At 68.1% G+C, this 22,810-nt stretch carries 21 protein-coding genes and 1 rRNA gene; 14 read left to right on the forward strand and 8 right to left on the reverse strand.

Annotated elements, in window-relative coordinates:
• Window positions 1-1,461 (reverse strand): 16S ribosomal RNA (locus GRX01_RS12730); the annotation flags it as partial.
• Between the two features lie 319 nt (window positions 1,462-1,780).
• Between GRX01_RS12730 and GRX01_RS12735 the strand changes: the two genes are divergently transcribed.
• On the forward strand, window positions 1,781-3,397 hold the full coding sequence (locus GRX01_RS12735) for an HTTM domain-containing protein (RefSeq protein ID WP_159668057.1): 1,617 nt from the start codon (window positions 1,781-1,783) through the stop codon (window positions 3,395-3,397).
• A gap of 260 nt (window positions 3,398-3,657) precedes the next feature.
• Here the strand turns inward: GRX01_RS12735 and GRX01_RS12740 are convergent, their stop codons facing one another.
• Both GRX01_RS12740 and GRX01_RS12745 read right to left on the reverse strand, forming a co-directional pair.
• Entirely contained in the window at window positions 3,658-4,947 is a 1,290-nt protein-coding gene (locus tag GRX01_RS12740) for a Cdc6/Cdc18 family protein (protein ID WP_159668060.1), read from the reverse strand.
• Between the two features lie 1,021 nt (window positions 4,948-5,968).
• Window positions 5,969-6,721 carry an MBL fold metallo-hydrolase gene (locus GRX01_RS12745; RefSeq protein ID WP_159668063.1) on the reverse strand — a complete coding sequence of 251 codons (753 nt, stop codon included), beginning with the start codon at window positions 6,719-6,721 and terminating at the stop codon, window positions 5,969-5,971.
• Window positions 6,722-6,898: 177 nt separating this feature from the next.
• On the opposite strand from GRX01_RS12745, the gene GRX01_RS12750 reads away from it, so the two are divergent.
• From GRX01_RS12750 to GRX01_RS12770, 5 genes are all read left to right on the forward strand, one after another.
• On the forward strand, window positions 6,899-7,687 hold the full coding sequence (locus tag GRX01_RS12750) for an N-acyl homoserine lactonase family protein (RefSeq protein ID WP_159668066.1): 789 nt from the start codon (window positions 6,899-6,901) through the stop codon (window positions 7,685-7,687).
• 444 nt (window positions 7,688-8,131) lie between these two features.
• Window positions 8,132-8,713: a biotin transporter BioY gene (locus tag GRX01_RS12755; RefSeq protein WP_159668069.1), complete on the forward strand. Its 582-nt coding sequence runs from the start codon at window positions 8,132-8,134 to the stop codon at window positions 8,711-8,713.
• A 9-nt stretch (window positions 8,714-8,722) separates the two neighbouring features.
• Entirely contained in the window at window positions 8,723-9,520 is a 798-nt protein-coding gene (locus tag GRX01_RS12760; protein WP_321168089.1) for an energy-coupling factor ABC transporter ATP-binding protein, read from the forward strand.
• Window positions 9,514-10,242 (forward strand): energy-coupling factor transporter transmembrane component T family protein, encoded by a 729-nt coding sequence (locus GRX01_RS12765; RefSeq protein WP_159668072.1) that lies wholly within the window; start codon window positions 9,514-9,516, stop codon window positions 10,240-10,242. The genes GRX01_RS12760 and GRX01_RS12765 overlap by 7 nt, the downstream gene beginning before the upstream one ends.
• Before the next feature lie 110 nt (window positions 10,243-10,352).
• The gene (locus tag GRX01_RS12770) at window positions 10,353-10,547 is read left to right on the forward strand and encodes a hypothetical protein (protein ID WP_159668075.1); all 195 of its coding nucleotides are present in this window, start codon (window positions 10,353-10,355) and stop codon (window positions 10,545-10,547) included.
• A 65-nt stretch (window positions 10,548-10,612) separates the two neighbouring features.
• Here GRX01_RS12770 and GRX01_RS12775 read toward each other — a convergent pair whose 3' ends face one another.
• Window positions 10,613-11,473, reverse strand: coding sequence for an aldo/keto reductase (locus GRX01_RS12775; RefSeq protein ID WP_159668078.1), 861 nt, complete (start codon window positions 11,471-11,473; stop codon window positions 10,613-10,615).
• A gap of 102 nt (window positions 11,474-11,575) precedes the next feature.
• Window positions 11,576-12,889, reverse strand: a complete 1,314-nt coding sequence (locus GRX01_RS12780) for a phosphoribosylamine--glycine ligase (RefSeq protein WP_159668081.1) — start codon at window positions 12,887-12,889, stop codon at window positions 11,576-11,578.
• Window positions 12,890-13,097: 208 nt separating this feature from the next.
• Here GRX01_RS12780 and GRX01_RS12785 point away from each other — a divergent pair, with 208 nt between their 5' ends.
• The 4 genes from GRX01_RS12785 (at window position 13,098) to GRX01_RS12800 (ending at window position 16,474) form a co-directional block, all read left to right on the forward strand.
• Window positions 13,098-13,787 (forward strand): TetR/AcrR family transcriptional regulator, encoded by a 690-nt coding sequence (locus GRX01_RS12785; RefSeq protein ID WP_159668084.1) that lies wholly within the window; start codon window positions 13,098-13,100, stop codon window positions 13,785-13,787.
• Window positions 13,784-15,262 (forward strand): MATE family efflux transporter, encoded by a 1,479-nt coding sequence (locus tag GRX01_RS12790; protein WP_159668087.1) that lies wholly within the window; start codon window positions 13,784-13,786, stop codon window positions 15,260-15,262. The genes GRX01_RS12785 and GRX01_RS12790 overlap by 4 nt, the downstream gene beginning before the upstream one ends.
• Before the next feature lie 465 nt (window positions 15,263-15,727).
• Complete coding sequence (locus GRX01_RS12795) at window positions 15,728-16,030, forward strand: hypothetical protein (protein ID WP_159668090.1); 303 nt, start codon at window positions 15,728-15,730, stop codon at window positions 16,028-16,030.
• An 84-nt stretch (window positions 16,031-16,114) separates the two neighbouring features.
• Window positions 16,115-16,474: a hypothetical protein gene (locus tag GRX01_RS12800; RefSeq protein WP_159668093.1), complete on the forward strand. Its 360-nt coding sequence runs from the start codon at window positions 16,115-16,117 to the stop codon at window positions 16,472-16,474.
• Window positions 16,475-16,499: 25 nt separating this feature from the next.
• Here the strand turns inward: GRX01_RS12800 and GRX01_RS12805 are convergent, their stop codons facing one another.
• A complete protein-coding gene (locus tag GRX01_RS12805; protein ID WP_159668095.1) occupies window positions 16,500-17,369 on the reverse strand; it encodes a hypothetical protein in 870 nt (289 codons plus the stop codon).
• A gap of 96 nt (window positions 17,370-17,465) precedes the next feature.
• On the opposite strand from GRX01_RS12805, the gene GRX01_RS12810 reads away from it, so the two are divergent.
• The 4 genes from GRX01_RS12810 (at window position 17,466) to GRX01_RS12825 (ending at window position 21,438) form a co-directional block, all read left to right on the forward strand.
• Window positions 17,466-18,011 (forward strand): hypothetical protein, encoded by a 546-nt coding sequence (locus GRX01_RS12810; RefSeq protein ID WP_159668098.1) that lies wholly within the window; start codon window positions 17,466-17,468, stop codon window positions 18,009-18,011.
• A 77-nt stretch (window positions 18,012-18,088) separates the two neighbouring features.
• Window positions 18,089-18,649 carry a TATA-box-binding protein gene (locus GRX01_RS12815; protein WP_159668101.1) on the forward strand — a complete coding sequence of 187 codons (561 nt, stop codon included), beginning with the start codon at window positions 18,089-18,091 and terminating at the stop codon, window positions 18,647-18,649.
• Window positions 18,650-18,800: 151 nt separating this feature from the next.
• Complete coding sequence (locus tag GRX01_RS12820) at window positions 18,801-19,433, forward strand: hypothetical protein (protein ID WP_321168090.1); 633 nt, start codon at window positions 18,801-18,803, stop codon at window positions 19,431-19,433.
• An 85-nt stretch (window positions 19,434-19,518) separates the two neighbouring features.
• Complete coding sequence (locus GRX01_RS12825) at window positions 19,519-21,438, forward strand: DEAD/DEAH box helicase (protein WP_159668104.1); 1,920 nt, start codon at window positions 19,519-19,521, stop codon at window positions 21,436-21,438.
• A gap of 12 nt (window positions 21,439-21,450) precedes the next feature.
• Here GRX01_RS12825 and GRX01_RS12830 read toward each other — a convergent pair whose 3' ends face one another.
• Together GRX01_RS12830 and GRX01_RS12835 are read right to left on the reverse strand one after the other, a co-directional pair.
• On the reverse strand, window positions 21,451-21,999 hold the full coding sequence (locus GRX01_RS12830; RefSeq protein ID WP_321168091.1) for a cupin domain-containing protein: 549 nt from the start codon (window positions 21,997-21,999) through the stop codon (window positions 21,451-21,453).
• A complete protein-coding gene (locus tag GRX01_RS12835) occupies window positions 21,996-22,787 on the reverse strand; it encodes a hypothetical protein (protein WP_159668107.1) in 792 nt (263 codons plus the stop codon). Before GRX01_RS12835 ends, GRX01_RS12830 begins: the two co-directional genes overlap by 4 nt.
• Window positions 22,788-22,810: the final 23 nt, after the last annotated feature.

A 22,810-nucleotide genomic window follows, 5' to 3' on the forward strand; every position in this document is an offset into this window, starting at 1 on the left:
CAGCCGCAGATTCCCCTACGGCTACCTTGTTACGACTTAAGCCCCCTTGCGAAGCCCAGATTCGACCTGGCAACCCAGGCCTCATCCGGACCTCACTCGGGTGCTTTGACGGGCGGTGTGTGCAAGGAGCAGGGACGTATTCACCGCGCGCTTGTGACACGCGATTACTACCGAATCCAGCTTCATGTGGGCGAGTTTCAGCCCACAATCCGAACTACGACCGGGTTTCTGAGATTACCGTCCCCTCTCGGGGTAGGAACCCATTGTCCCGACCATTGTAGCCCGCGTGTAGCCCAGCTCATTCGGGGCATACTGACCTACCGTTGCCCGTTCCTTCCTCCGCCTTGGCGGCGGCAGTCCTCCTAATGTACCCATCAGCCACAAGGGCCATGCTGGCAATTAGGAGCGCGGGTCTCGCTCGTTGCCTGACTTAACAGGACGCCTCACGGTACGAGCTGACGGCGGCCATGCACCTCCTCTCTGATCGTCTGACAAGCTCATCACACTGGTCTTCATTCGAACAGTCGGAGCTGGTGAGATGTCCGGCGTTGAGTCCAATTAAACCGCAGGCTCCTCCGGTTGTAGTGCTCCCCCGCCAATTCCTTTAAGTTTCATCCTTGCGGACGTACTTCCCAGGCGGTTCGCTTCTCGGCTTCCCTACGGCACAACACAGACTCGTAGTCTGCGTCGCACCTAGCGAACATCGTTTACAGCTGGGACTACCCGGGTATCTAATCCGGTTCGAGACCCCAGCTTTCGTTCCTGACCGTCGGATCAGTTCTCTCAAGGTGCTTTCGCCATCGGTGGTCCGTCCAGGATTACGGGATTTCACTCCTACCCCGAACGTACCCCTTGAGTCTCCCTGTCCCAAGCCGAGCAGTTTTCGCCGGACGCCTACCAGTTGAGCTGGTAGATTTCCCGACGAACTTGCCCGGCCGGCTACGAACGCTTTAGGCCCAATAAGATCGGTCATCACTCGAGCTGCCGGTGTTACCGCGGCGGCTGGCACCGGTCTTGCCCAGCTCTTATTCCTGTACCGCCTTAGGGTACAGAAAAGCGAAGGCACTATGCCTCCGCACTCGGAGTCCCCCTATCGCACTGTCGTGCAGTGTAAAGGTTTCGCGCCTGCTGCGCCCCGTAGGGCCCGGAATCTTGTCTCAGATTCCGTCTCCGGGTTCTTGCTCTCACAACCCGTACCGATTAATGGCACGGTGGGCCGTTACCCCACCGTCTACCTAATCGGCCGCAGCCTCATCCTACAGCGCCGGAGCGTTTCCGGTCCCGGCTGTTCAAAGCGTGGGACCGTATTCGCTATTGACCTCAGTTTCCCGAGGATATCGCGATCTGTAGGGCAGATTGGCCACGTGTTACTGAGCTTTCCGCCACGGGTCTAACCCCGTGCGACTAGCATGGCTAAATCGGACTCCGATAGCAATGACCTCCGGCAGGATCAACCGGAATGTCTCCCCGTGAAGGGAGGGTGGCGGGTCATATCGTGGCGACATCGTGGAACCGACCAGATGTCACCGAACTATCGGGGCTCACATCAGATACCGTCTTGCGGCGGACCGCAGGGGCGGAATCCTCATAGCGTGACGCCGCGCCGACCGCGGCGCGCTTCACATCACATCGAATGGCAGTGGTACGTATAAGCCCGTCGTCTCGCAGTCGGCGAGTTACTGCACCACGTGGGTACGGATCCCACAGTCGACTCCGGGGATGGGTGGCTGACGGGTGGCCGTCACAAACTATTCAACTCGGTGACTGAATCTTCGGCCACGTGGCCCTCCGAACGCGTCTCACGGTCGTCAGCTGTGCCCTCCGGACGGCACTCGCGCGCAGGCTGTTCGTCGACAGACGAGCGCTCGCCGTCCTCAGGGTCGCGCTGGGGGCGCTGTTGCTCGCGGATCTGCTGTTGCGCGCACGGTCGCTGGCGTTCTTCTACACGGATGCGGGCGTCCTCCCGCGGTCAGTCCTGTTCGCCCGCTATCCGATCACATCGACCCTCTCACTGCACGCCTGGTTCGGGGGGAGCTGGTGGATCACACTCCTGTTTGTGACCGCCGGCGTCGCCGCACTCGCGCTCGCGCTCGGGTATCGTACCAAGGTGGCGGCGGTCTGTTCGCTGCTCCTCCTGGTCTCGCTACACGCACGGAACCCGCTCGTGTTGAACGGGGGGGACTCGCTGTTGCGACGGACCCTCCTGTGGGGCCTCTTCGTTCCGCTCGGGACCGGTTTGGCCCTCGAAGATCGGACTCGATGCCGCCACCCGGCGGCCATCGGGCTGTTGCTTCAGCCGATCGTCCTCTACATGGTCAACGCGGTGATCAAACTACGGGGGAGCGCGTGGCCGAGCGGGCGGGCGGTGCAGATGGTGTTCAGCATCGACTCGCTGACCGTCCTCCTGGGGGAACGACTCGCAGCGTATCCGCAACTGCTCGGCGGGCTGGGTGCCGCGTGGGTTGTACTGCTGTGTTGTTCACCCCTGCTCGTGCTCACTACCGGTTCGAGACGAACGGCAGTCGTCGCCGTGTTCGCGGCCGCGCACACGGGGATGGCGTTCACCCTCGGGGTCGGGTTGTTCCCGGTCATCAGTCTCGCCGCGTTGCTCCCCTACCTTCCACCCGCCGTGTGGGAGTCGATCGAGGGGCCGTGGAATCGGACGGTTCGGAGGATCGACGGGGTGGCGACCGCGGGATCGAGTCGGGCGATCGGAGTGCTCGGGGCGAACAGGGTTGCCCGAGCGGGGTCACGACTCACCCGGCGACTCGGGAGCGGCGCGCGAGCGGGGATCGCGGCGGTCCCCCCGACGCTGACGGCGTCGGGTCGTCTCACGGGCCGGATCGAGGCCGACGGCGGGTCTGAAGGAGAGAACGGAACCGGAAAGATCGATAGCGCGTGGAACGCGGCCGGCGTCGGACGGATGGCTCGCGGCGCCGCGACGGCGCTGTTGCTCGTCGTCGTGCTGTGGAACGCGGCCGCGTTGGGCTACATCGACGCCCCGGAGACGGACGCGATCGGAGTTGGTCCCCAGGAGACCCGGTGGGACATGTTCGCGCCGTCGCCGCCGACCGAGGACGTCTGGTACGTCGCGATCGGGACGCTCGATTCCGGCGAGGAGGCGGACGTGATCCACGGCGGGGACCCGAGTCTGCATCGAACGGGCGATCGCGCGAGTACCTATCCCAGCGCGCGCTGGCGAAAGTACCTGGAGGTCGTCCGCTGGAACGACGACGACGTGCTCCGCGAGCAGTTCGCGTCGGCGCTGTGTGCGAGGTGGAGCGCGACCCACCGGACACGCGTCGAAACGATCACGGTACACGTGCGTTCGCAGCCGACTCGGCTGGACGGACCGGAGCCGGTGGAGGAGGTACGCACTCGGAGATACGCATGCTGAACGGGCGTACGTGGCTTACCGAGTGGTCGCGGGTGTGGCCAGCAGGGGGACGGAACGTTGCCGGCGGGGGTGAGGAGTGTGGTTGGCGGCGGTGAGGAGTGTGACCGGCGGCGATGAGGAGTGTACTCGACGGAAGTGTACACCGTGACTGCCCCTGTCCGGGTCGAGGGGGAGAGCACTCGAAAACCGGTGTCGGTGCGCGTGGGAGGTCGAACCGGCGGTGCGGGGGCCGGATGGGGTCGGATCGGAGGGGTAACAGCTCAGGTGTCGACGAGGCCGGCGTCACGGAGGATCCGTTCGATGTCGAGGGACACGCCGTCGAGCGGGAGTTCCGACTCGGCGATCGCGTCCCGGACCTGCGCGACGGTGAGCGCCTCGGACAGTTCGTAGGTGTTGTACTGGCCGCCGCGGAGCCCCTCGTTGTTCTGGTACGAGTGGAGGAACCCGAGCATGTCGAGCCGGGTGAGGTGGTTGTACATCCCGCGCTGGCTCAGCGGATCGTCGCCGGCGGCCTGCGCGAGCCGGCGGTACGCCGCGTGGATGGCCTTCGTCCGAACCGGCGTTCGGCCGTCGGCGTCGAGGCGCGCGACCGCCGAGAGGATGAGCTGTTTGTGCTGGTCCTGATCGGCGACCGACTCGACCATGTCCCCGTAGTCGAGTTCCTCCTTCGCCGCGTACACGTCGTCGGGCTCGATCGGGACGTGCCCCTCGTTCTCGGCGTGTTCGGCCGCCTGTTTGAGGAGGTCCATCGCGCGGCGCGCGCTCCCGGAGGAGTTCCGGACGGCGAGAGCGGCACACAGCGAGAGGACCTCCTTACCGTACGTGTCGGGATGGAGCGCGCGTTCGGCGCGCGCCTCGATGATCTCCTCCAACTCCTCGGCGGTGTACGCGGGGAACTTGATCTCCGTCTCACATAGCGTGTCGCGGACCTTCGGGGAGAGGTTCGACCGGAACGTGTAGTCGTTCGAGATCCCGATGAGCCCGATCCGCGTGTTCTCCACGTAACCGATGTCTCGCGCACGCGGGAGATCGTACAGCAGCGTATCGGACTCGCCGACGCGGTCGACCTCGTCGAGGACGATGAGGACGGTACCGCCGATGGCGTCGAGTTCGTCGTACAGCATCTCGTACACCTCGCGCGCGGCGTAGCCCGTCGACGAGACGGTCTCGCCGTCGCGAAGCTCGTTCACCAGCGCGATGGCGACCTGATAGGAGGAGGCGGTCCCGTCCGCCGGCGCGAGGTTCTGACAGTTGACGCGGACGTATGTGAACCCCCGCTCGTCGCCGGGCGCGTCGGCGTTGCGCGAGTCGATGTCGGCGTCGAGTTCCTGAAGCAGGTACTTCGTCGCCGCCGTCTTCCCGACGCCGGTGTCGCCGTAGAGGAAGGCGTTTCTCGGGGGCCTCCCCTTGTAAACGGGTTTCAGGGCGTTCACGTAGTCCTGCATCACGTCGTCGCGGCAGAGGATCTCCGCCGGCGTGTGCTCCTCCGTGAAGAGGTCCGCGTTCCGGATGATCTCCACGTCGTCCTCGAATATCGAACTCGACCCCATATCGCACCAACTCGTCCGGCCACCCGAGTGATAAGGCTGTGGAAGTTCGAGTGCTTTCGCGTGCTTTCGAGTGTTCCACCGGGTCCTTGCGAGTGCTCTGCGAGTGACTGCGGGTGACTGCGAGTGTTCCGGCCGACTACGAGGAGGACAACACCGGTTTTCGAATGCTTCCGGCGGGAAACACGCCGGGACGGTGGGAGGCGACGGCTCGAACACTCGCGGGGTGGTCGAACGATGGGATGGACCCGGTGCCGTGCGGTGGCCCGGCCGGAGATGAACCGGCCCGGGAACACACACCAGTTTTCGAGTGCTTTCGGGCCGGCTCCCCGTCGCGGGTTCGAGTCGATCGACGGTCGGACGTCGCGACACCGTATTTCGAGTGCTCTTCCCGTTCGGGGCTCCCGGGGATCCGCCGTCTCCGCGAAACCTCCGCCGTCTGGCGGCTGTAACGGAGTTCTTGAACGACCGCCGAGCTACGGCTCAGGGCTCTCGACTCACCCTCCCGGTCGTTCTCGGTGCCACCTGTCACACCGTATTTCGAGTGCTCTGCTCGATCGGGTATGTGGTCGACCTCACGGAGCGGAGGTTCTCGGACACATCGTATATAAATGGTGCAAATGTGTAGACTACATATCACATCTCGGCGGCTTGAACTAGCGTATTCACCGGATACAGGTGTGTTCTTCTCTCTCTTCTAGCTAGGATCGATAACGATATAATATACGCGAGAGCGACTCGTCTCGTTCTCACCGGGCCCGCTCGTGAGGAAAGCACATGAAAACTGGTGTCAGAGGGTGATACCCCCGACCACACCACTTTGCGAATGCTTCACAGACGGCCGAACCGCCCGGGCGTCACGTCAGCCGAGGCGACGACTCGACACCGGCACAGTCGCGACGGCACACACCGGATTTCGAGTGCTCACGAGCCCCTCCCGCCACGAGGACCCGTGTCTCATACGGGCGTCAACGACGCCGATCGAGGTCCGAACGGGTCACTCGATCCGCAACGAACGCACAGGTCACTCGAGCCCTACCCGTTCGCCGTCGTCGGGGACCACGACGTCGTCGACGGCGTCCCGGAGATCGTCGCGCGTCACGAGGCAGTGGTTGATCGCGTCCATGTGCACGGCGGCGACCGTCGCGTCGTCCGGCGTCGCCTCACGGACTTGCTTCACGTCGTCCGCGTCCATCGTTATCGGCTCCCCCTCGCGGAACCGCGCTCCGCCGGCGTTCGCGATCACGGCGCTCGGTCGGGTCTCCGCCAGCGTCTCCTCGACGCTGTCGTACCAGACGGTATCGCCGGTGAGGTAGATCGAGGGCGTCGCGTCCGGACCGCGCACGACGGCCCCGGTCACGGGCGCCATCGCCGCCGCGAGGTCCCCGTGTCCGTGTCGAGCGGGGGTGGGCGAGAGTCGTAGGTCCCCGACCGATAGCTCCCCGTCGAGCGGACGAACGTCGGTGAACCCCTCCGACTCGAACTCGTGTGCCTCCTCCGGGTGGGCGATCAGCGGCACGTCCGAGTCCAGTCGCTCGCGGGCGGCGTCGTCGAAGTGGTCGTTGTGGCGGTGGGTGACGAGCACCGCGTCGTAACCGAGATCGACCGACGGCAGCTCGACGAGCGGGTTGCGGCGCTGGTTCGGGGTGTTCTCGACCGGCGGGTCGCCGCCGCGGTCCCCGAGCATCGGATCCACGAGCAGCGTCGTGTCGCCAACCGTGACCAGAAGCGTTGCGTGACGGACGAGTCGAACGGTTGCGACCGGATCAGTCGACATGGCGACGACTGCGGACGCCGTGTGTATGGTACTGTCGACGGCATCTCGGACCGTCGGGCTGTCATACGAGACGGACGAGCCATCGAGGCCGCGACGCCGCGAACGGAACCGTGAACGAGTTCGTCCCCGACCGGTTCGACGAGTACGTTCAAGCCATGGGCGGCCCTTTCGGTGTCCATGCCGGAAGTCTCCCTCATCGACCGCGGTCGAGTCCGCGCGGATCAGGCGTACGTCGTCGACGGCGCGTCGATGGCCAGCGCGGCCGAGCCGAACCCTGAGCACACTCGCATCGAGTTCGTCGTCTGGAACGCCGTGATCGAGGCCGGCGGTCGAACGTACCTGTGGGACACGGGCGTGCCGACCGACGCCGCCGACTACTGGCCCGACCCGCTGTACGGCGCGTTCGAGGCGCACGACGCGAGCGAGCACTCCCTTGAGGGCGATCTCGCGAACGCGGGGTACGAACTCGCCGACGTCGACGCGGTGGTGATGAGCCACCTCCATCTCGATCACGCGGGGGAACTCGACGCGTTCGCCGGCACCGACACCCCCGTGTACGTCCATCGCGACGAGTTGCCGTTCGCATTCTACTCGGCACACACCGACGAGGGATCGATCGCGTACCTCGCGTCGGACTTCGACGGCGACCTGAACTGGCGGGTGATCCACCGCCACCGCCACACGCTCGCGGACGGGTTCGAGCTGCTGCACCTGCCGGGGCACACGCCGGGGCTCCTCGGCGCGCGGATCGAAACCCCGGAGGGAACCCTCCTCGTCGCCGGCGACGAGTGTTACGTCGACGCGAACTACGCGGAGGGCGCGCCGCTGGGACCGGGACTGCTGTGGAGCGAGCGTGACTGGCACGAGAGCCTCGAGACCCTCCGTGAACTGGAGCGACGGACCGACGCCGACGTGCTGTACGGCCACGACCTCGATCGGTTCGAGACGCTCGCGGCGCGCTACTGACTGCGACTCCTGCGCGGCCTCGGAGCTGTAGCTGCATCCGCGTGTGGTTGCTCCACCGCACGAAGCCGGGGATCGCCGTCGATCGCCCGCACCGACCACCCCGCCGTGACCCCGACGGCGTCATACCCGAAGGCGTCGATTCCTGCCGCCGCCAGTTCCCCCGGGAGGGGCGTCCGACGGCTGACCGTGCACGCCGCGGGAACGCTTCCGCCCCCGGAGCACACCGTACGAGTCGCCCCTGCTGTCGCGGCCATGATCGTGCCGCACTCGCTGAACGGGTCGTCGCTCGCGTCGTGGTCCGAGTGCACGGGGAGGGGCGACGGTCCGAAGTTCCCTTCGCCGGCGAACGCTGGGAACGATGGCGATTTGGAGGCCCGGCGGCGCCGGGACCCTCCCGGGCAATCTCGTAAAGTCTAACAACTATCTCGATTTACGAGCGGGCACATGAGTACCGCAACTGAGGACGTCGACCTCGTCGGAGAGGAGATCGCCGCCAACGTGGCGCGCGCCGCGCTGTTCGCGGCGCTGACCGGCGTGTTCGCGTACGTGTCGTTCCAGCTCCCGGTGACATCGGTCCCGTTCACCCTGCAGGTGTTGGGCGTGTTCCTCGCCGGGGTGTTCCTCGGCCCCGTGTGGGGCGCCGCGTCGATGGTCATCTACGTCGTCGCCGGGGCGGTGGGCGCGCCAGTGTTCGCCTACGGTTCCGCCGGACTCGGCTCGCTGTTCGGTCAGTGGGGCGGATACCTGTGGTCGTACCCGTTCGCCGCCGCAGTCGTCGGCGTGGGCGTCCACGGCGCGGGCGATCTCGTCGACCCGGACACGGTGGGCCTCGGACGCCTCGTCGGCGCGATGGCGGCCGGAACGGTCCTGATCTACGCGTTCGGGACCGTCGGATACGCGGTCGTCGGCGAGGTGAGCCTCGTGACGGCGGTGCTGGCCGCGGCGGTCCCGTTCGTCCCCGCGGAGGCGATCAAGGCGGCGGCGACGGTGGCGATCGTTCGCAGCGACGCCGTCGTCGCGCGGTAGCCCCGAGCAGTGATCGAGGTTCGCGGACTCACACACCGCTACGGTGGCGGTGAGTCCGGAGCCGACTCCGGCGACGCCGGCGGATCCGTTTCTGACGGCGACGCCGGCGGATCCGTTTCTGACGGCGACGCCGGCGGGTCGACCGCGCTTCGGGAGGTGTCCCTCCGGATCCCCGACGGCGAGTTCCTCGTGATCGCGGGGGCCAACGGCTCCGGAAAGTCGACGCTCGTCCGACAGTTCAACGGCCTGCTCACGCCCGACGAGGGCGAGGTGCTCGTGGACGGCACCCCGGTCGGCGACGACCTCGTCGCCGCACGCACGCGCGTCGGCATGGTGTTTCAGGAGCCGCGCGACTGCTTCGTCGCCGCGACCGTCGCCCGCGACGTGGCGTTCGGGCCGGAGAACCTCGGGTTGCCCCGCGACGAGATCGACCGCCGGGTCGAGCGCGCGCTCGCGGCCGTGAACATGGCCGGCCGCGGCGACGAGCGCATCGACAGGCTCTCCGGGGGCGAACAGGAGCGGGTCGCCGTCGCCGGCGCGCTCGCGATGGAGCCGTCGCATCTCGTCCTCGACGAGCCGTTCACCGGCCTCGACGAGCCGGCCCGCGAGTCCGTCCTCGCTCGCCTGATCGAACTCAACCGCGGCGGCACCGGGGTCGTGGTCGTGACCCACGACCTGCGGGACGTGCTCGAACACGCCGACCGCCTCGTCGTCCTCGCGGACGGCGAGGTCGCGGTCGACGTGCCGCCGGCAGCGGCCGTCGACGCCCTCGGCGACCTCCCGGTGCGCCGTCCAGAGCGATGCTGACGTACGAGCCGGGCGACTCGGTCGGCCATCGGCTCGACGCGCGCAGCAAACTCCTCCTGCAGGCGTCGTTCGCGGCGGCGGCGTTCGGACACACCGACCCGGTCGGCCTCGCCGTGCTCACCGGGCTCACGCTCGCGCTGCTCGCGCTCGCGTCGACGACGCCCGGAGTCGTTCTCGCCGAGTACCGCGGGGTGCTCCCCTTCCTTGCGGCGGCGCCGGTGATCGAGTCGCTACGGTTCGGCGCGCCGTGGGTCGACCCCGTGGCTGCCGTCGATCCGGCGCTGGCGGCGTACCGAACGGTCCTGTTGCTCGCGCTCGTCGCGGCGTACGTCCGAACGACGCCCGTCCGCGAGTCCGAGGCCGCCGTCGCGCGTCTCGTCCCCGGCAAGCTCGGGCGACTACTGGGCCTCGGCGTGGGGCTCGTGTTCCGGTTCCTCCCCGTGTTACAGGCGGATCTGGCCCGGACTCGCGAGGCGATGGCGGCACGGCTCGGCGACCGACGACCGCTGCGCGACCGCGTGCGGATCGTCGCGACCGCGGGGCTGACCCGCGCGCTCTCCCGCACCGACCGGCTGGCCGTCGCGTTGCGTGCGCGCTGTCTCTCGTGGAACCCCACGCCTCCGGAGGCGACGTTCGGGCGGGAGGACGCGCTCGCGCTTGGACTGGCGGCCGCGCTCGCGGGATGGGCGATGTGGCCGGCGGCCGCGACGGCGCCGTGGTAGCGGCGCCGCGCGCCCGCGCACCGTGATCCAGGTATCACGGTCACGACCCGTCGACCGACGCGACCATCCGACGCGCTTTTACCGGATCGAGAAGCAACCTCCGGACAACAATGAGTGAGCGCGAGGCTGAGGACTGGCTGATCCGGTATCTGGTCGTGATGGTCGTCGCCGCGACGGCCCTCTTGATGCTCATCTACGGGCTCGTGTTCGCGCCGAGCATGGCCGTGACCGCCGGCGCGGTCGTCGCGCTCGTGGCGGTCACGGCGGTCATCATCGTCGACCTGCGGTCGTGGCGGACGGCGTAGGACGGGACGCATCGGACCCGCCGAACCGATCGAATCGACCGAATCGACCGGACCGATCGCGACAGTTACGCTCCGGCGTCGGTGAGCCGCGAAACCTCCTCCTCCGTGAGCGACAGCGACGCCGCGGCCACGTTCTCCCGCAGGTGCTCGACGCTGGAGGTGCCCGGGATCGGGATCGTCACGTCCGAGTGGGCGAGCAGCCACGCGAGCGCGACCTGCCTGCGGGTCGCGTCGTGTGCCGTCGCGACCGAATCGAGCGCGTCCTCGACGGGGCCGAGGTCGCCGGCCGCGAGCGGATACCAGGGGATGAACCCGACCCCGGCGTCCTCACACGCCTCTAGGACCGCTTCGTCCTCTCGGTTGGCCACGTTGTACTGGTTCTGGACGGTCGCGATCTCGACCTGCTCGCGGGCCTCGTCCAGTTGCTCGACGCTGACGTTCGAGAGGCCGACGTGCTCGACGTGCCCCTCGTCCTTCAGCTCCGCGAACGCGGCCACGCTGTCGGCGAAGGGCGTGTCCGGGTCAGGACGGTGGAACTGGTACAGGTCGATGGTGTCGACGCCGAGCCGGTCCTTACTGACGAGTACCTGATTGCGAACGTAGTCGGGGTCGCCGTGGGGGAGCCAATCGCCGCCGGCCTCCCGGAGCAGTCCCGCCTTCGTGGCGACGACCGCCTCGTCGACGATCCCGGCCTCCCGAAGCAGGCGTTCGGAGGTGCCCGGCCCGTAGGAGTCGGCGGTGTCGACGAAGTCGACGCCGAGTTCGACGGCGCCGCGGGCGACCTCGCGGGCGTTCCCCTCGTCGTCGGGCGCGCCGATGATGTCGTCGCCGCACAGGCGCATCGCCCCGAACCCGAGCCGATTCACCGTCGTCTCGCCGTCCAGATCGAACGTCCCCGCGGCCGCCGCGTCGGGTGTCTCGCTCATACGTCGCCGTGAACGGGGGCCGAGGTCATAGTCGCGGCGGCGTCGGAACCCCGCGGCGGCGTCGGAACCTCGCCTAGCGGGAGGAAGCGCTCCAGGAACCGCTCACGTCGGCCCGAGGTATCCCCACGCCTGCAGGCGGTCGCCGTCGCCGCCGATCCACCGCTCCCCGATGTCGTCCCGGTAGTACATGTTGGGAATCACGATGTCGTCGATACGGTCGTACGCCTGCTCGCGTGCGGCGTGCATCGTGTCGCCCTTGCCGGTCACGACGATCGGCATCCCGTTGTCTCCAGCGACGCGCCACTGGCCGTCGACCCGCTTCGCGTCCTCGATGTGGATCCCCTCGCGGCTGTCCGTCTCGAACACCACGGCCGCGTTCCGGGAGTTCTCGTCGTACGTCTCCTCGTCGTCGAACGGGAACGGCGGGAGCACGACCCGAACGGCGATCTGGTAGCCGTTGTGCACCTCCGGCTCGGGATCGTTGCCGTTGGCGAGATCGTGGAAGAACTCGGCGGTGGACGACTCGATGGACTCCTCCTGCAGTGCGATCGTCGGATACCCGAACCGGGGGGTGAACTCCAACGGATAGATCCCGGACTCGTTCACGATACAGTTGATGTCGATGCTCCCGACGTAGCCCTCCTCGGCGAGCCAGTTCTCGAGCTTGCCGAGGGTCTCCTCGTACAGCTTGTTCTGCCCCGCCCAGAACATCGACGTTCCCATCTCGCCGGTCTGGGGGCCGATGTTTCCGGGGAACAACTTCTTGTGCTCGAAGTTGAAGTTGACCTGGTCGATGAACTCCTTGCCATTGAAGAACCCGCAGATGGCGATCTCCACGCCCTCGACTTTCCGCTGCAGCTGGAAACCCTTCATCCGGTGACCCCACGCCTTCTTGTACGCTCGAAGCACGTCGACCACGTCGCTGCCGTCGTCCTCGTTGCCGACGTACAGGAGCCGCTTGACGTTCTGCACCTCCCCGAGCGGCTTGATCACGTACGGCGCGGGGTTCTCTCGGACGTGCTGGATACCGGCATCGAAGTCATCGAAGATGTGGTGTTCGACGGTGTTGACGCCGTGCTCTTCGAGGATCTCCATCGCATATCCCCGGTCCTCCTCGAGATGGTCGGTGTTCGGCGTGCCACCGACGACGGCGTTCCCCTCCTCGCGGAGTTCCTGCGCGAGCTCGCCGGTGCCGATATCGGAGCCGACCCAGATGTCGTCGAAGACGATCACGTCGGCCCAGTCCACCTCCGCCTCCCAGTCGTCCGTCTTGGGGACGAAGCCGTCGCCGATCTCCCTGTCGCTCTCGGCCTCGATGTGGTACTTCACCGGGTGTCCCTCGCGGTGAACCTGACACGCGAGGTCAGTGATCAGCGCGGCGTCCGCGGATATGAACAGGAAGTTGTGCTCGTCCATACCGCCACAGCGGCGCGGACGGAGTTATAGCCGACGGCGTCGCCACCACGTGACTCGGTGGCCACACGCGACACAGTAGGGGAACGCCGCATGCCAGGGTGTGCCGAACCCCTCCGAATCCGAACCATTTTTGACTGACTGGCCAGTTAGTTATGACAGGCGCGACGACCGGTCCGTCGGGACCACTTGTCGCGGTCGGAGTCACACGATGAGTCAGGAGCGGGACACACGGACGGCGTTCATGGAGGCGACGTACCGCGCGCTGTGTACGCACGGGTACGCCGACCTCACCATGCAGGACATCGCCGACGAGACGGACAAGAGCAAGGCGGCCCTCCACTACCACTTCGACGGGAAGGACGACCTCTTCCGCGAGTTCCTCGCGTACCTCCACGAGGGGTTCGCCGAGACGATCGCCGATCACCCCGAGGGAACCCCCGTCGAGCGACTGGTCGCGCTCGTTCGCCGAGTCCTCGATCCCGTCGACGACAGCGCGGACCAACAGTTCAACACCGCGTTCATGGAGATCAAAGCGCAGGCACCGTACCGCGAGGGGTACCGCGAGGTCCTCCGTCGATTCGACGCCGATCTCCGGACCGAGGTCGCCGACCTGGTGCGGGAAGCGATCGAGAACGGGCAGTACGACGAGGAGACGGATCCTGAGGAGATCGCAGAGCACGTCCTCACCTACATCCACGGGACGTGGACCCGCGCGGCGGCCGTCGGCGCCGACGTGGTGGCGATGCGTGAGCACCTCGTCGACGACCTGCTCGACCTGCTCGTTGACGGCGCGAGCGTCCCCGTCGACGTGGATGCGACCGAGGACCGTGGGCTCGCCGCGGCTGATCCCGACGAGCCCCACGAGAACAGCTCTGAGGACGTGGTGGACCCCAGATGACCGTCCGCGACCGACTCTCGATGGTGTTCAAGGGGCGCGACGAGTTCGACCTCACCGACGGGAGTATCGGGAAGCCGCTGTTCTACCTGTCGCTGCCGATCGTGGTCACCAACCTCCTGCAGACGGCGTACAACCTCGCGGACACGCTGTGGCTCGGCCGCTACAGCACGGAGGCGCTGGCGGCGATCTCGTTCGCGTTCCCGATGGTGTTCCTCCTGTTCTCGCTGGGGATGGGGGTCACCGTCGCGGGATCGGTGCTCGTGGCACAGCACGTCGGCGCGGACGAGGAGAAGGAGGCGAGGTACGCGGCCTCGCAGACGGTCTCGTTCGCGATCATCGTCTCGCTGTTCCTCGGCGGCCTCGGCTACTTCGTCGTCGGCGATCTGCTCGGACTGCTCGGGGCGTCGCCCGACGTGCTCCCGCTCGCGACCGAGTACATGCGGGTCATCTCCTCCGGACTGGTGTTCATGTTCGGCTTCTTCGTGTTCACCGCGCTCATGCGCGGCTACGGGGACACGATCACGCCGATGCTGGTGATGCTGCTCACGGTCGTCGTGAACATCGTCATCGACCCGTTCCTCATCTTCGGCTGGTGGATATTTCCGGAGCTCGGCGTCGCCGGCGCCGCCTACGCGACCATCTTCTCGCGGGCGCTCGCGTTCGTTGTCGGCATGGCGATCATGCTTCGGGGCACGCGCGGCGTGCAGATCACCCCCGCCGACATGGTCCCGAACCTCACGTACGCGAAGAAGATCGTCCGCATCGGCGTTCCCGCCTCCATCGAGGGAACCGGCCGGTCGCTGTCGGTGAACCTGATGCTCGTCATCGTCGGGCTGTTCCCGACGACGGTCGTCGCCGGCTACGGGATCGGCGTCCGCGTGTTCTCTGTCATCTTCCTCCCGGCCATCGCCGTCGCTCGCGGGGTCGAGACGATGACGGGGCAGAACATCGGCGCCGAGAAACCCGATCGGGCGGCCGCCGCCGCCGGGATCGCCGCCAAGACGATGTTCGCCATCCTCGGAGCCCTCGGGATCGTGGTGATCCTCACGGCTCGGCCGATCGCGGCGGTGTTCACCAACGATTCGGCCGTAATCGCGGTGACCGCCGACTTCCTGCGGTGGGTCGCGCCGACGTTCGGGTGCATCGGCGTGATGCGCGCCTACACCGGTAGCTTCCGGGGTGCCGGCAAGACGATGACTGCCGCCGCCATCTCGATCCTGATGCTCGGGTTCATCCGGCTCCCGGTGGCGCTGGGGCTCGCGCGCCCGGACGTCCTCGGGCTGCCGCTGCCCGCGTTCGACTCGACCGGGATCTGGATGGCGTTCGCGGTCTCGAACACCGCCGGGGCGATCATCGCGTACCTCTGGTACCGGCGCGGTACTTGGCGCGACGCCGATCCCCGTGGGGAAGTCCCCGTCGGCGACGACGACGAGGACGACACGTCGGACGCGACAGTCGCGCCGACCGACGACTGAGACAGTCGCGCCGACCGACGACTGAGACAGTCGCGCCGACCGACGACTGAGACAGTCGCGCCGACCGACGACCGTCGCATCGGCTGGCGATCGACGACAGACCACGATCGGAAAACTGCGCTTCCGCTATCTGGACTACCGATCGGAGTACCCCGCTTCGACGTCGTTTTTGATGCTGACAGGCGACGCCGATATCGAGGATTCGGCAGGGTTCGGCGGCTCCGCGCCGTCGCTCTCGTCAGGATCCGCGGGACGAGGCGTCGCACACCCGTGTGCGCCCCGCGGCCGTGGTCAGGTGATACCGCGAGTGCCTCCGGCATCGGCTATGAACCTTCGTGGCGAGTCCGCCCCGTCGAATCCGCCGCGGCGGTTCGACCGCGCCCGGACGCGTGCCACCGAACCGCCGGGTCCCGAACGACGGTATTCGACGGGCCGTTTTTTGCTTCGACGCGGAAAGGTTCGGACATGAGCGCCGGATCGCACGAGGAGGAGGTAGACGGGGGCGAGGAGATCCGCGTGTGGCTCGTGGAGCGGACGTACGGCGACGACGAACTGAACATCGTCATCCTCGTGTACGCCGACGAGACCGGGACGCGGTACTTCCGGAAGGAGCGCGCGCTGACGAGCTTCGACGACGAGCGCGAGACGCCCGTCTCGATGGTCGTCCCCGCCGACGAGCTGGGAACGACCGACGAGGCGGATCGCGAACGCTACGCCGCGGAGGCGAGCAGGATGGCCGCCGATCACGATCCGACCGACAGCGTCTGAGCGCCGTTCGCTCCCCCGACCGCTCGCGACTGTCAAGCCGTTCACCCGACGGACTCTTGCGGGGTCGCCGAGTATCGGGGAGCGATGAGCGACGACGGATCCGACGCGACTGCGGCCGACATCGAGGGTGTGCCCACCGGGGACGGTGCGCCCGACACCGGTGACGATCCGGACGGGGACACGTTCGGCGTCGGTGTCCACGTGACGAGCGAGGAGTTCAGATTCGTCGTCCACGTTCCCTCGGAGATCGACTCCGGGTGGAGCGACCCCGACGAGTTTCAGCGGCTGATCGAGGAGGTGACGTGGGACACACTCGACCAGCGAGCGACGCTGCAGGCGGTCGCGCGGACGACCGCCGAGGGCGAGACCGCGACGCTGGGGACGGTGACGATGCGACCCGACGGCGAGGTCGTCGATCGGTCGTTGGCACCGCCCGAGGAGTGAGGAATCGCCGAGGTACGCCGCGGGATCACCGAGGCGACTCGTCCTCGACGGCTATCGACTCGAGCGACGAGCCGATCGTGTCGATACGGGCGGCGTCGTACCGGGTGAGGTCGTAGCGGTTCGCCCCGACGGTGTCGCCCCAGACGTCGAGCGCGCCGAGCGTGACGAGCCCCTGTAGCGCGGCCCCCAGCGTTCGGGGCGTCGTCTCGGGATCGGGGATGCACGCGTGGATCTGTTTCGACTGGGGATAGGTCATCTCCACCGCGGTCAGCCCCCGTCGCGCCTCGCGCCAGTGGTTACGGAGGTAGCCGAAATTCGTCGGATCGCTGCTGCGGAGGTGTGCGATCAGCCGCTCGGTCAGCGCTCGGTCGGCCTCGTCGTCGGCGGTCGGGAGTCGGCGCGAGAGCGCCGAGAGGGCGGCGTCACCGTTGGTCGCGGCCGCCGTGTGGAACCGGAAGCCGGCGGCCGCTGCCGCGTCCACCAGCCCCTCAACCACGGAGTCGACGCCGGTTCCGTCGGGAACCAGCGCGCCGATGTCGTCGACGACGACCGTGCCGCCGCCGCCGGATCCGCCGTCGGCCTCTGACAGCGCCGTCTCGAGGTACCCGACGGGATCGGAGAGCGGCGCCTCGACCGAGCCGACGACGATCTGCCGGTCGCCGGCGTCCGGCGGTGCGGTTGCCGCGCCGCCCCGGACCGTCTCGTCGACGCCGATGAGATACGAGCGACCGGGTGAGGACGGTCCCGCGGACTCGATGGCGCGGTACCACGCGTCGACCGATCGGCCGGCGAGGAGCGCGACGTGGACCCCCCCGGCGCCGGCGGCCTCGCTCGCGAGCGCCGCCTCGTCGACGTGGATCGCGCCGACCGAACGGTCGACGGCCTCACCGAGCATGATGATAAGAAAAGCACACGCAGCAGACATAAATTTACTGGGTACGTTATCGGAAGTGATGACGAACGTCGACAGGTTCTCCCCCGTATCCGACCGATGAGACGCGGCCCCGACCCGGAACGACCGATCGAGGCGGTGCAGAACGCCGCCGTCGAGCACGCGGTGACGGTCGGCGAGTCGCGCGACGCGCTCGCGCTCGTCGGCGCGCTCGACCCCCTCCGGGAGGGACCAGCCCCTACCGGAACCGATCCTCGGACCCACGCCGACGAACTCGCCGACGGTCACGACCGTGAGACCGTGCTCGATCCGCAGTCTCGCGAATCCGTCGCCGTGCCCTCGATGACTACCGCCGCGGTGCTGGCCGCGTGGTCCGGCCTCCGTCTGCGGTCCGACCGGGACCGCCCGGCTACGGGACCCGCCACGGGGACGCAGGAGCCACCCGGACCCGGCGACGGAATCGGCGACGGCGACGTGGCCCCGTCGCCGGCCGTGGTCGGCGCCGCAGTCGCCTGCGAACGGTTCGATCTGTCCCCGGCGTCCGCCGCGTCGCTCGCGGACTGCGGGATATCGGTGGTCCGACAGGTGCTCGCCGAGCGCGACGCCGCCGACGCCTCGTCGAACGACCCCCGACGCGACCGGTGACCGGGGGGCGGCGACCGCGGAGACACCCGGCTTTATAACCCCGCGGTTTATAAAGGAATCCAGAGGAACGACGACGCATGACGGACCCGGCAGAATCCATCGAGATTCAGAACGTTGTAGCATCGACGGGGATCGGGCAGGAGCTCGACCTCGAAGCGCTGGCCGAGGACCTTCCGGGTGCGGACTTCAACCCGGACAACTTCCCCGGGCTGGTGTACCGGACGCAGGAACCGAAGGCGGCCGCCCTCATCTTCCGCTCCGGAAAGATCGTCTGTACGGGGGCGAAGAGCATCGACGACGTGCACGAGGCGCTCGGGATCATCTTCGAGAAGCTCCGCGGGCTGAAGATCCCGGTGGAGGACGACCCGGACATCACCGTCCAGAACATCGTCTCGTCGGCCGACTTGGGCCACCAGCTCAACCTCAACGCCCTCGCGATCGGTCTCGGCCTCGAGGACGTCGAGTACGAGCCCGAGCAGTTCCCCGGGCTCGTCTACCGGATGGACGAGCCCGACGTGGTGATCCTCCTGTTCGGCTCGGGGAAGATCGTCATCACGGGCGGCAAGCGCACGGACGACGCCGAGGAGGCGGTCGAGGAGATCGTCGACCGGATCGAGGCCCTCGGCCTCCTCGGGTAGCCTCGCCCCGTTCTCGGGGGACGCTCCCCTCCACGGCTCCCCGCGACCACGGTAGCCACCGACTACCGTTTGGTCCACACTCCGATCGGCGTCCGAACGCCGTGTTGTCGGGGAAATAGGTATATACTCGGAGCGCACAGTTCCCGACACAGTGGCTTCCCGACAGGGCGCCGCTGACGCCCGCGCGGCGTCGGCGCACACCGGTCGCGGCGGCTCGTCCACGAACACCCGGGCACGCACCCGCACGCCCGACACACCGGAACGGGCGCGTGACGTCTCGGCCCCGCCCGAACGCGACCCCGGACGATACGCGCAGACGGACCACTTTCGACATCGACTGCGCCAGCAGGGTCGCTACATCACGCTTCCCGTCGCCGGCGACGCCATCGAGAACGGCCAGCTCCGCTGGAACTCCACGGACGGCTGGCGGTTCGCGATCGTTCGCGACGGGGTGCGGTTCGTGATCGTCATCGGCGACACTGACACGCCCTCCCCAGTGCTGGTCACCGGCTGGACGGAGATCGCCGACTGGGAGGCCGCGACGGCGTCCGAGCGCTGGGACGACGCCGACGTCAACACCATCCAGCTGCGCGCGGACCTCTCCGAGCACAAGGAACGACAGATCCCCGGCCGGATCCGCCCGCGCGTCGTCACCCGACCGTTCGCGGTCGGCGGTCACCACGTTCACACCGCCGCGGGCGACGGTCACGTCGAATGCGTCGATTGCGGCGCGCGCTTCCGCTCGAAGCGGGAGCTGTGTGAACTCCCCTGCGGCGCACACTGACCACGGTGGGCGCCACCTCTCGGTCCGCGTCCGAGGGCGACCGCCGAGCGCGGTTCCTTTACGCGCCGGCGACGTATCGAGGCCAATGACTGACGACGCCGGCGATCCGGCCGCGGGCGGTGACGGTGGTGACAGCGGTGGCGTCGGTGCCGGCGGCGCAGACACCGAGACGGACGGCGACGTTGTCGCCGACGAGACCCCCGCCGACCTCACTATCGACCGGTTCTACGACGCCGTCGAGGCGGCACAGCGGCCGGTACTCACGGCCACACAGGTCGCCCGTGAGACCGACCGCACGCAGGCCGAGGCGCGTGATCACCTCGATGCGCTCGCCGAGGAGGGAACCGTCGAGCGCGTCGACGTGGAGTCGGACCCGGTCGTGTACTACCCGACCTCGTGGGGCGACCTCGCCGAGCGCGAACGGGTGGTCATGTTTCCGACGCGGCGCCAGATCGTGGTCGATCAGCCGACGCAGTACACTCGTGCGATGCTCGCCGACTTCGCACACCTCGTCGACTCCACGGGGACGGAGCCGGGAACCCGGGGGTACCTCTACGAGATCCGGCAGGAGGACGTTTGGGCCGCGCCGTTCGAGGAGTTCTCGGGGTTGCTCGCGCGGATGCGATCGGTGCTGCCCCGGCGCTCTCCGCACCTGGAGGAGTGGGCCGAGAACCAGTGGAAGCGGGCACGCCAGTTCCGCCTGCGGACTCACGAGGACGGCTACGTGGTGCTGGAGGCCGACCGGGAGGAGCTGATGGGCAACGTCGCCCGCCAGAAGCTCGACGAGACGGTCCTACAGGCGGACCTCTCGGACACCGAGTCGTGGGTGAACGACGAGGAGATCGGCCACGTGAAGCGGGTGTTGTACGAGGCGGGCTACCCCGTGATCGACGAGCGCGATCTGGAGTCGGGGGAACCCCTCGACGTGACGCTGCAGGCGGAGCTTCGGGCGTACCAGACGGACTGGGTCGACCGGTTCATCGAGCAGCGGGCGGGAGTGTTCGTCGCGCCGCCCGGATCGGGCAAGACCGTCGCCGCGCTTGGCGTTCTGGAGGCGGTCGGCGGCGAGACGCTGATCCTCGTCCCCTCGCGGGAACTCGCGGGGCAGTGGCGCGCCGATCTGCTGGAACACACCGACCTCGACGACGCGCAGATCGGAGAGTACCACGGCGGTGAGAAGGAGATCGCGCCGGTGACGATCGCGACCTACCAGACCGCGGGGATGGACCGACACCGGTCGCTGTTCGACTCCCGCGAGTGGGGGCTCGTGATCATGGACGAGGCACACCACATCCCCGCGCCGATATTCCGTCGGGCCGCGGACCTTCAGAGCAAACACCGCCTCGGGTTGTCGGCGACTCCGATACGGGAGGACGACAACGAGGAGGAGATCTTCACGCTGATCGGCCCGCCGATCGGAACCGACTGGGGCGCGCTGTTCGACGCCGGCTTCGTGCAGGAGCCGGAGGTGGAGATCCGGTACGTCCCGTGGCGCGACGAGGAGGCGCAGAACGAGTGGGCCAGCGCCGACGGCCGTCAGCGGCACATGGCCGCCGCGCGCAACCCCGCGAAGGCCGAGGAGGTGCGTCGCCTCCGGGAGCGCCACGGCGACGCGAGGACGCTCGTCTTCGTCGACTACCTCGAACAGGGGGAGGCGATCGCGGCGGCGCTGGGCGTCCCGTTCGTCTCCGGGGAGACGCGTCACCACGTCCGCCAGCGCCTGTTCGAGGAGTTCCGGCAGGGCGAGCGCGACACGCTCGTCGTCTCGCGGATCGCCGACGAGGGGATCGACCTGCCGAACGCCGGGCTCGCGATCGTCGCGTCGGGGCTCGGCGGGAGCCGGCGCCAGGGCGCCCAACGTGCCGGCCGCACGATGCGCCCCGTCGGCTCCGCGCTGGTGTACGTGCTCGCCACGCGCGGGACCAGCGAGGAGGACTTCGCGCAGCGACAGATGAACCACCTCGCGGAGAAGGGCGTCCGCGTCCACGAGCGCACCGTCGAGTAGGCGGTTCCCGAGTCAGTGCTCCAGCGGTGCGTCCGTGAACCGTGCCCCGCAGTTGCCACACTCGACGACGGGCCGATCTTCGTCGTCCGTCGTGAACCCGAGCGCGTCGTCGCCGCAGTCGGGGCACGGTCGAGGCACGTGTTCAGCGTCGCAGTCGGGACAGCGGAAGGTCAGGTTCGCCCCGGCGGTATCGAGCCGTAGCTCCTCGCCACCGCAGTCCGGACACGGTGCCGGAACGCGCACGTCGTCCGTCCCGCGGGGCGCGCCGATCGCGAACGCCACGAGGTCGCCGTCGCCGCGGTTCTCGCCGGTCTGGAACTCGCCCGGGGCGAACCGAACCGCCTCGCCCGCGCCGACTGTCACATCGCCCTCCAGCGTCTCGAACGTCGCCTCCCCGGCGACGACGACGAACACCTCCTCCTGATCGGCGTGGGCGTGGAGGCCGCCGGGGAACCCGTCGCCGGGAGCGACTCGGTAGCGGTTGATCGCGACGTGCTCGGTCCCGAGGGCGTCGCCGAGTCGGACGAGCCTCGCGGATCGATCGATGCACGCCCGCCTCACGGGTCGTCGCTCCCGCGTTCGTCCTCGAACGACGGTTCCTCCCACTTCTCATCGGAGTCCACGGGGTCGATCGCGTGCTCGATCTGCTCCTCGGAGAAGTCCACCTCGTGGAGCGCCATGTTCAGCCGCTGCCAGCGGGCGCTCTGGTCGTCCTCGCCCTCCGGACCGACCCGGGCGCCGTGTGTCTTGAAGAACTCGCCGCCGCGGCCCAGACGACTGCCCTCGCCGGTGTGCTTGTCGAACGCGACGTCGTACTCCCCGCCGGGTTCGAACTCGCCGACCGGGAAGTCGATACTCGGCTCCTCCCCGCGTTCGTGTGCCTCCGCCCGCGCCTCGGCGGCGTTGCGGAAGAACTCGTCGGCGTTCGGCGACTCGCGCGAGGAGGTCGCCCGGGCGCACGCGAGGGCGGCGTGGACCGCACAGATCCGCCCGCGCCACTCGGCGGGCTCCCAGCGCTCGGTCGCGAGCTCCTCGTAGCGTTCGACCAGCAGGGCGACCTCCTGGCCGGCGCGGAGGTCCTCGACGACGTACAGGTGGAGGCGGTCCCAGAGGTTCCACGCGAACCCCGAACGAGCGAGCTCCCACGCGGCCCACGCGGCGACCTCCTCGTCGGAGCGGCGAACCGCCTTCTGAAGCAGACTCGACACCGCGTAGCGGTTGAACCCGCCGTCGGTCTCGTCGGCCTCCTTCGGCTCGCCGAAGTCGTTCGCGCCGTCGGCGTCGGGGTCGCGCTCGGAGAGTTCGCCGCCGGCGCCGAACGTCGCCTGTCTGCTCTCGTCGTCGGCCATGTCCGCGCGGTGTTCGCCGCGGG

It is taken from the genome of Halobaculum saliterrae (genome assembly GCF_009831625.1).
GTDB classification, from domain to species: Archaea; Halobacteriota; Halobacteria; order Halobacteriales; family Haloferacaceae; genus Halobaculum; species Halobaculum saliterrae.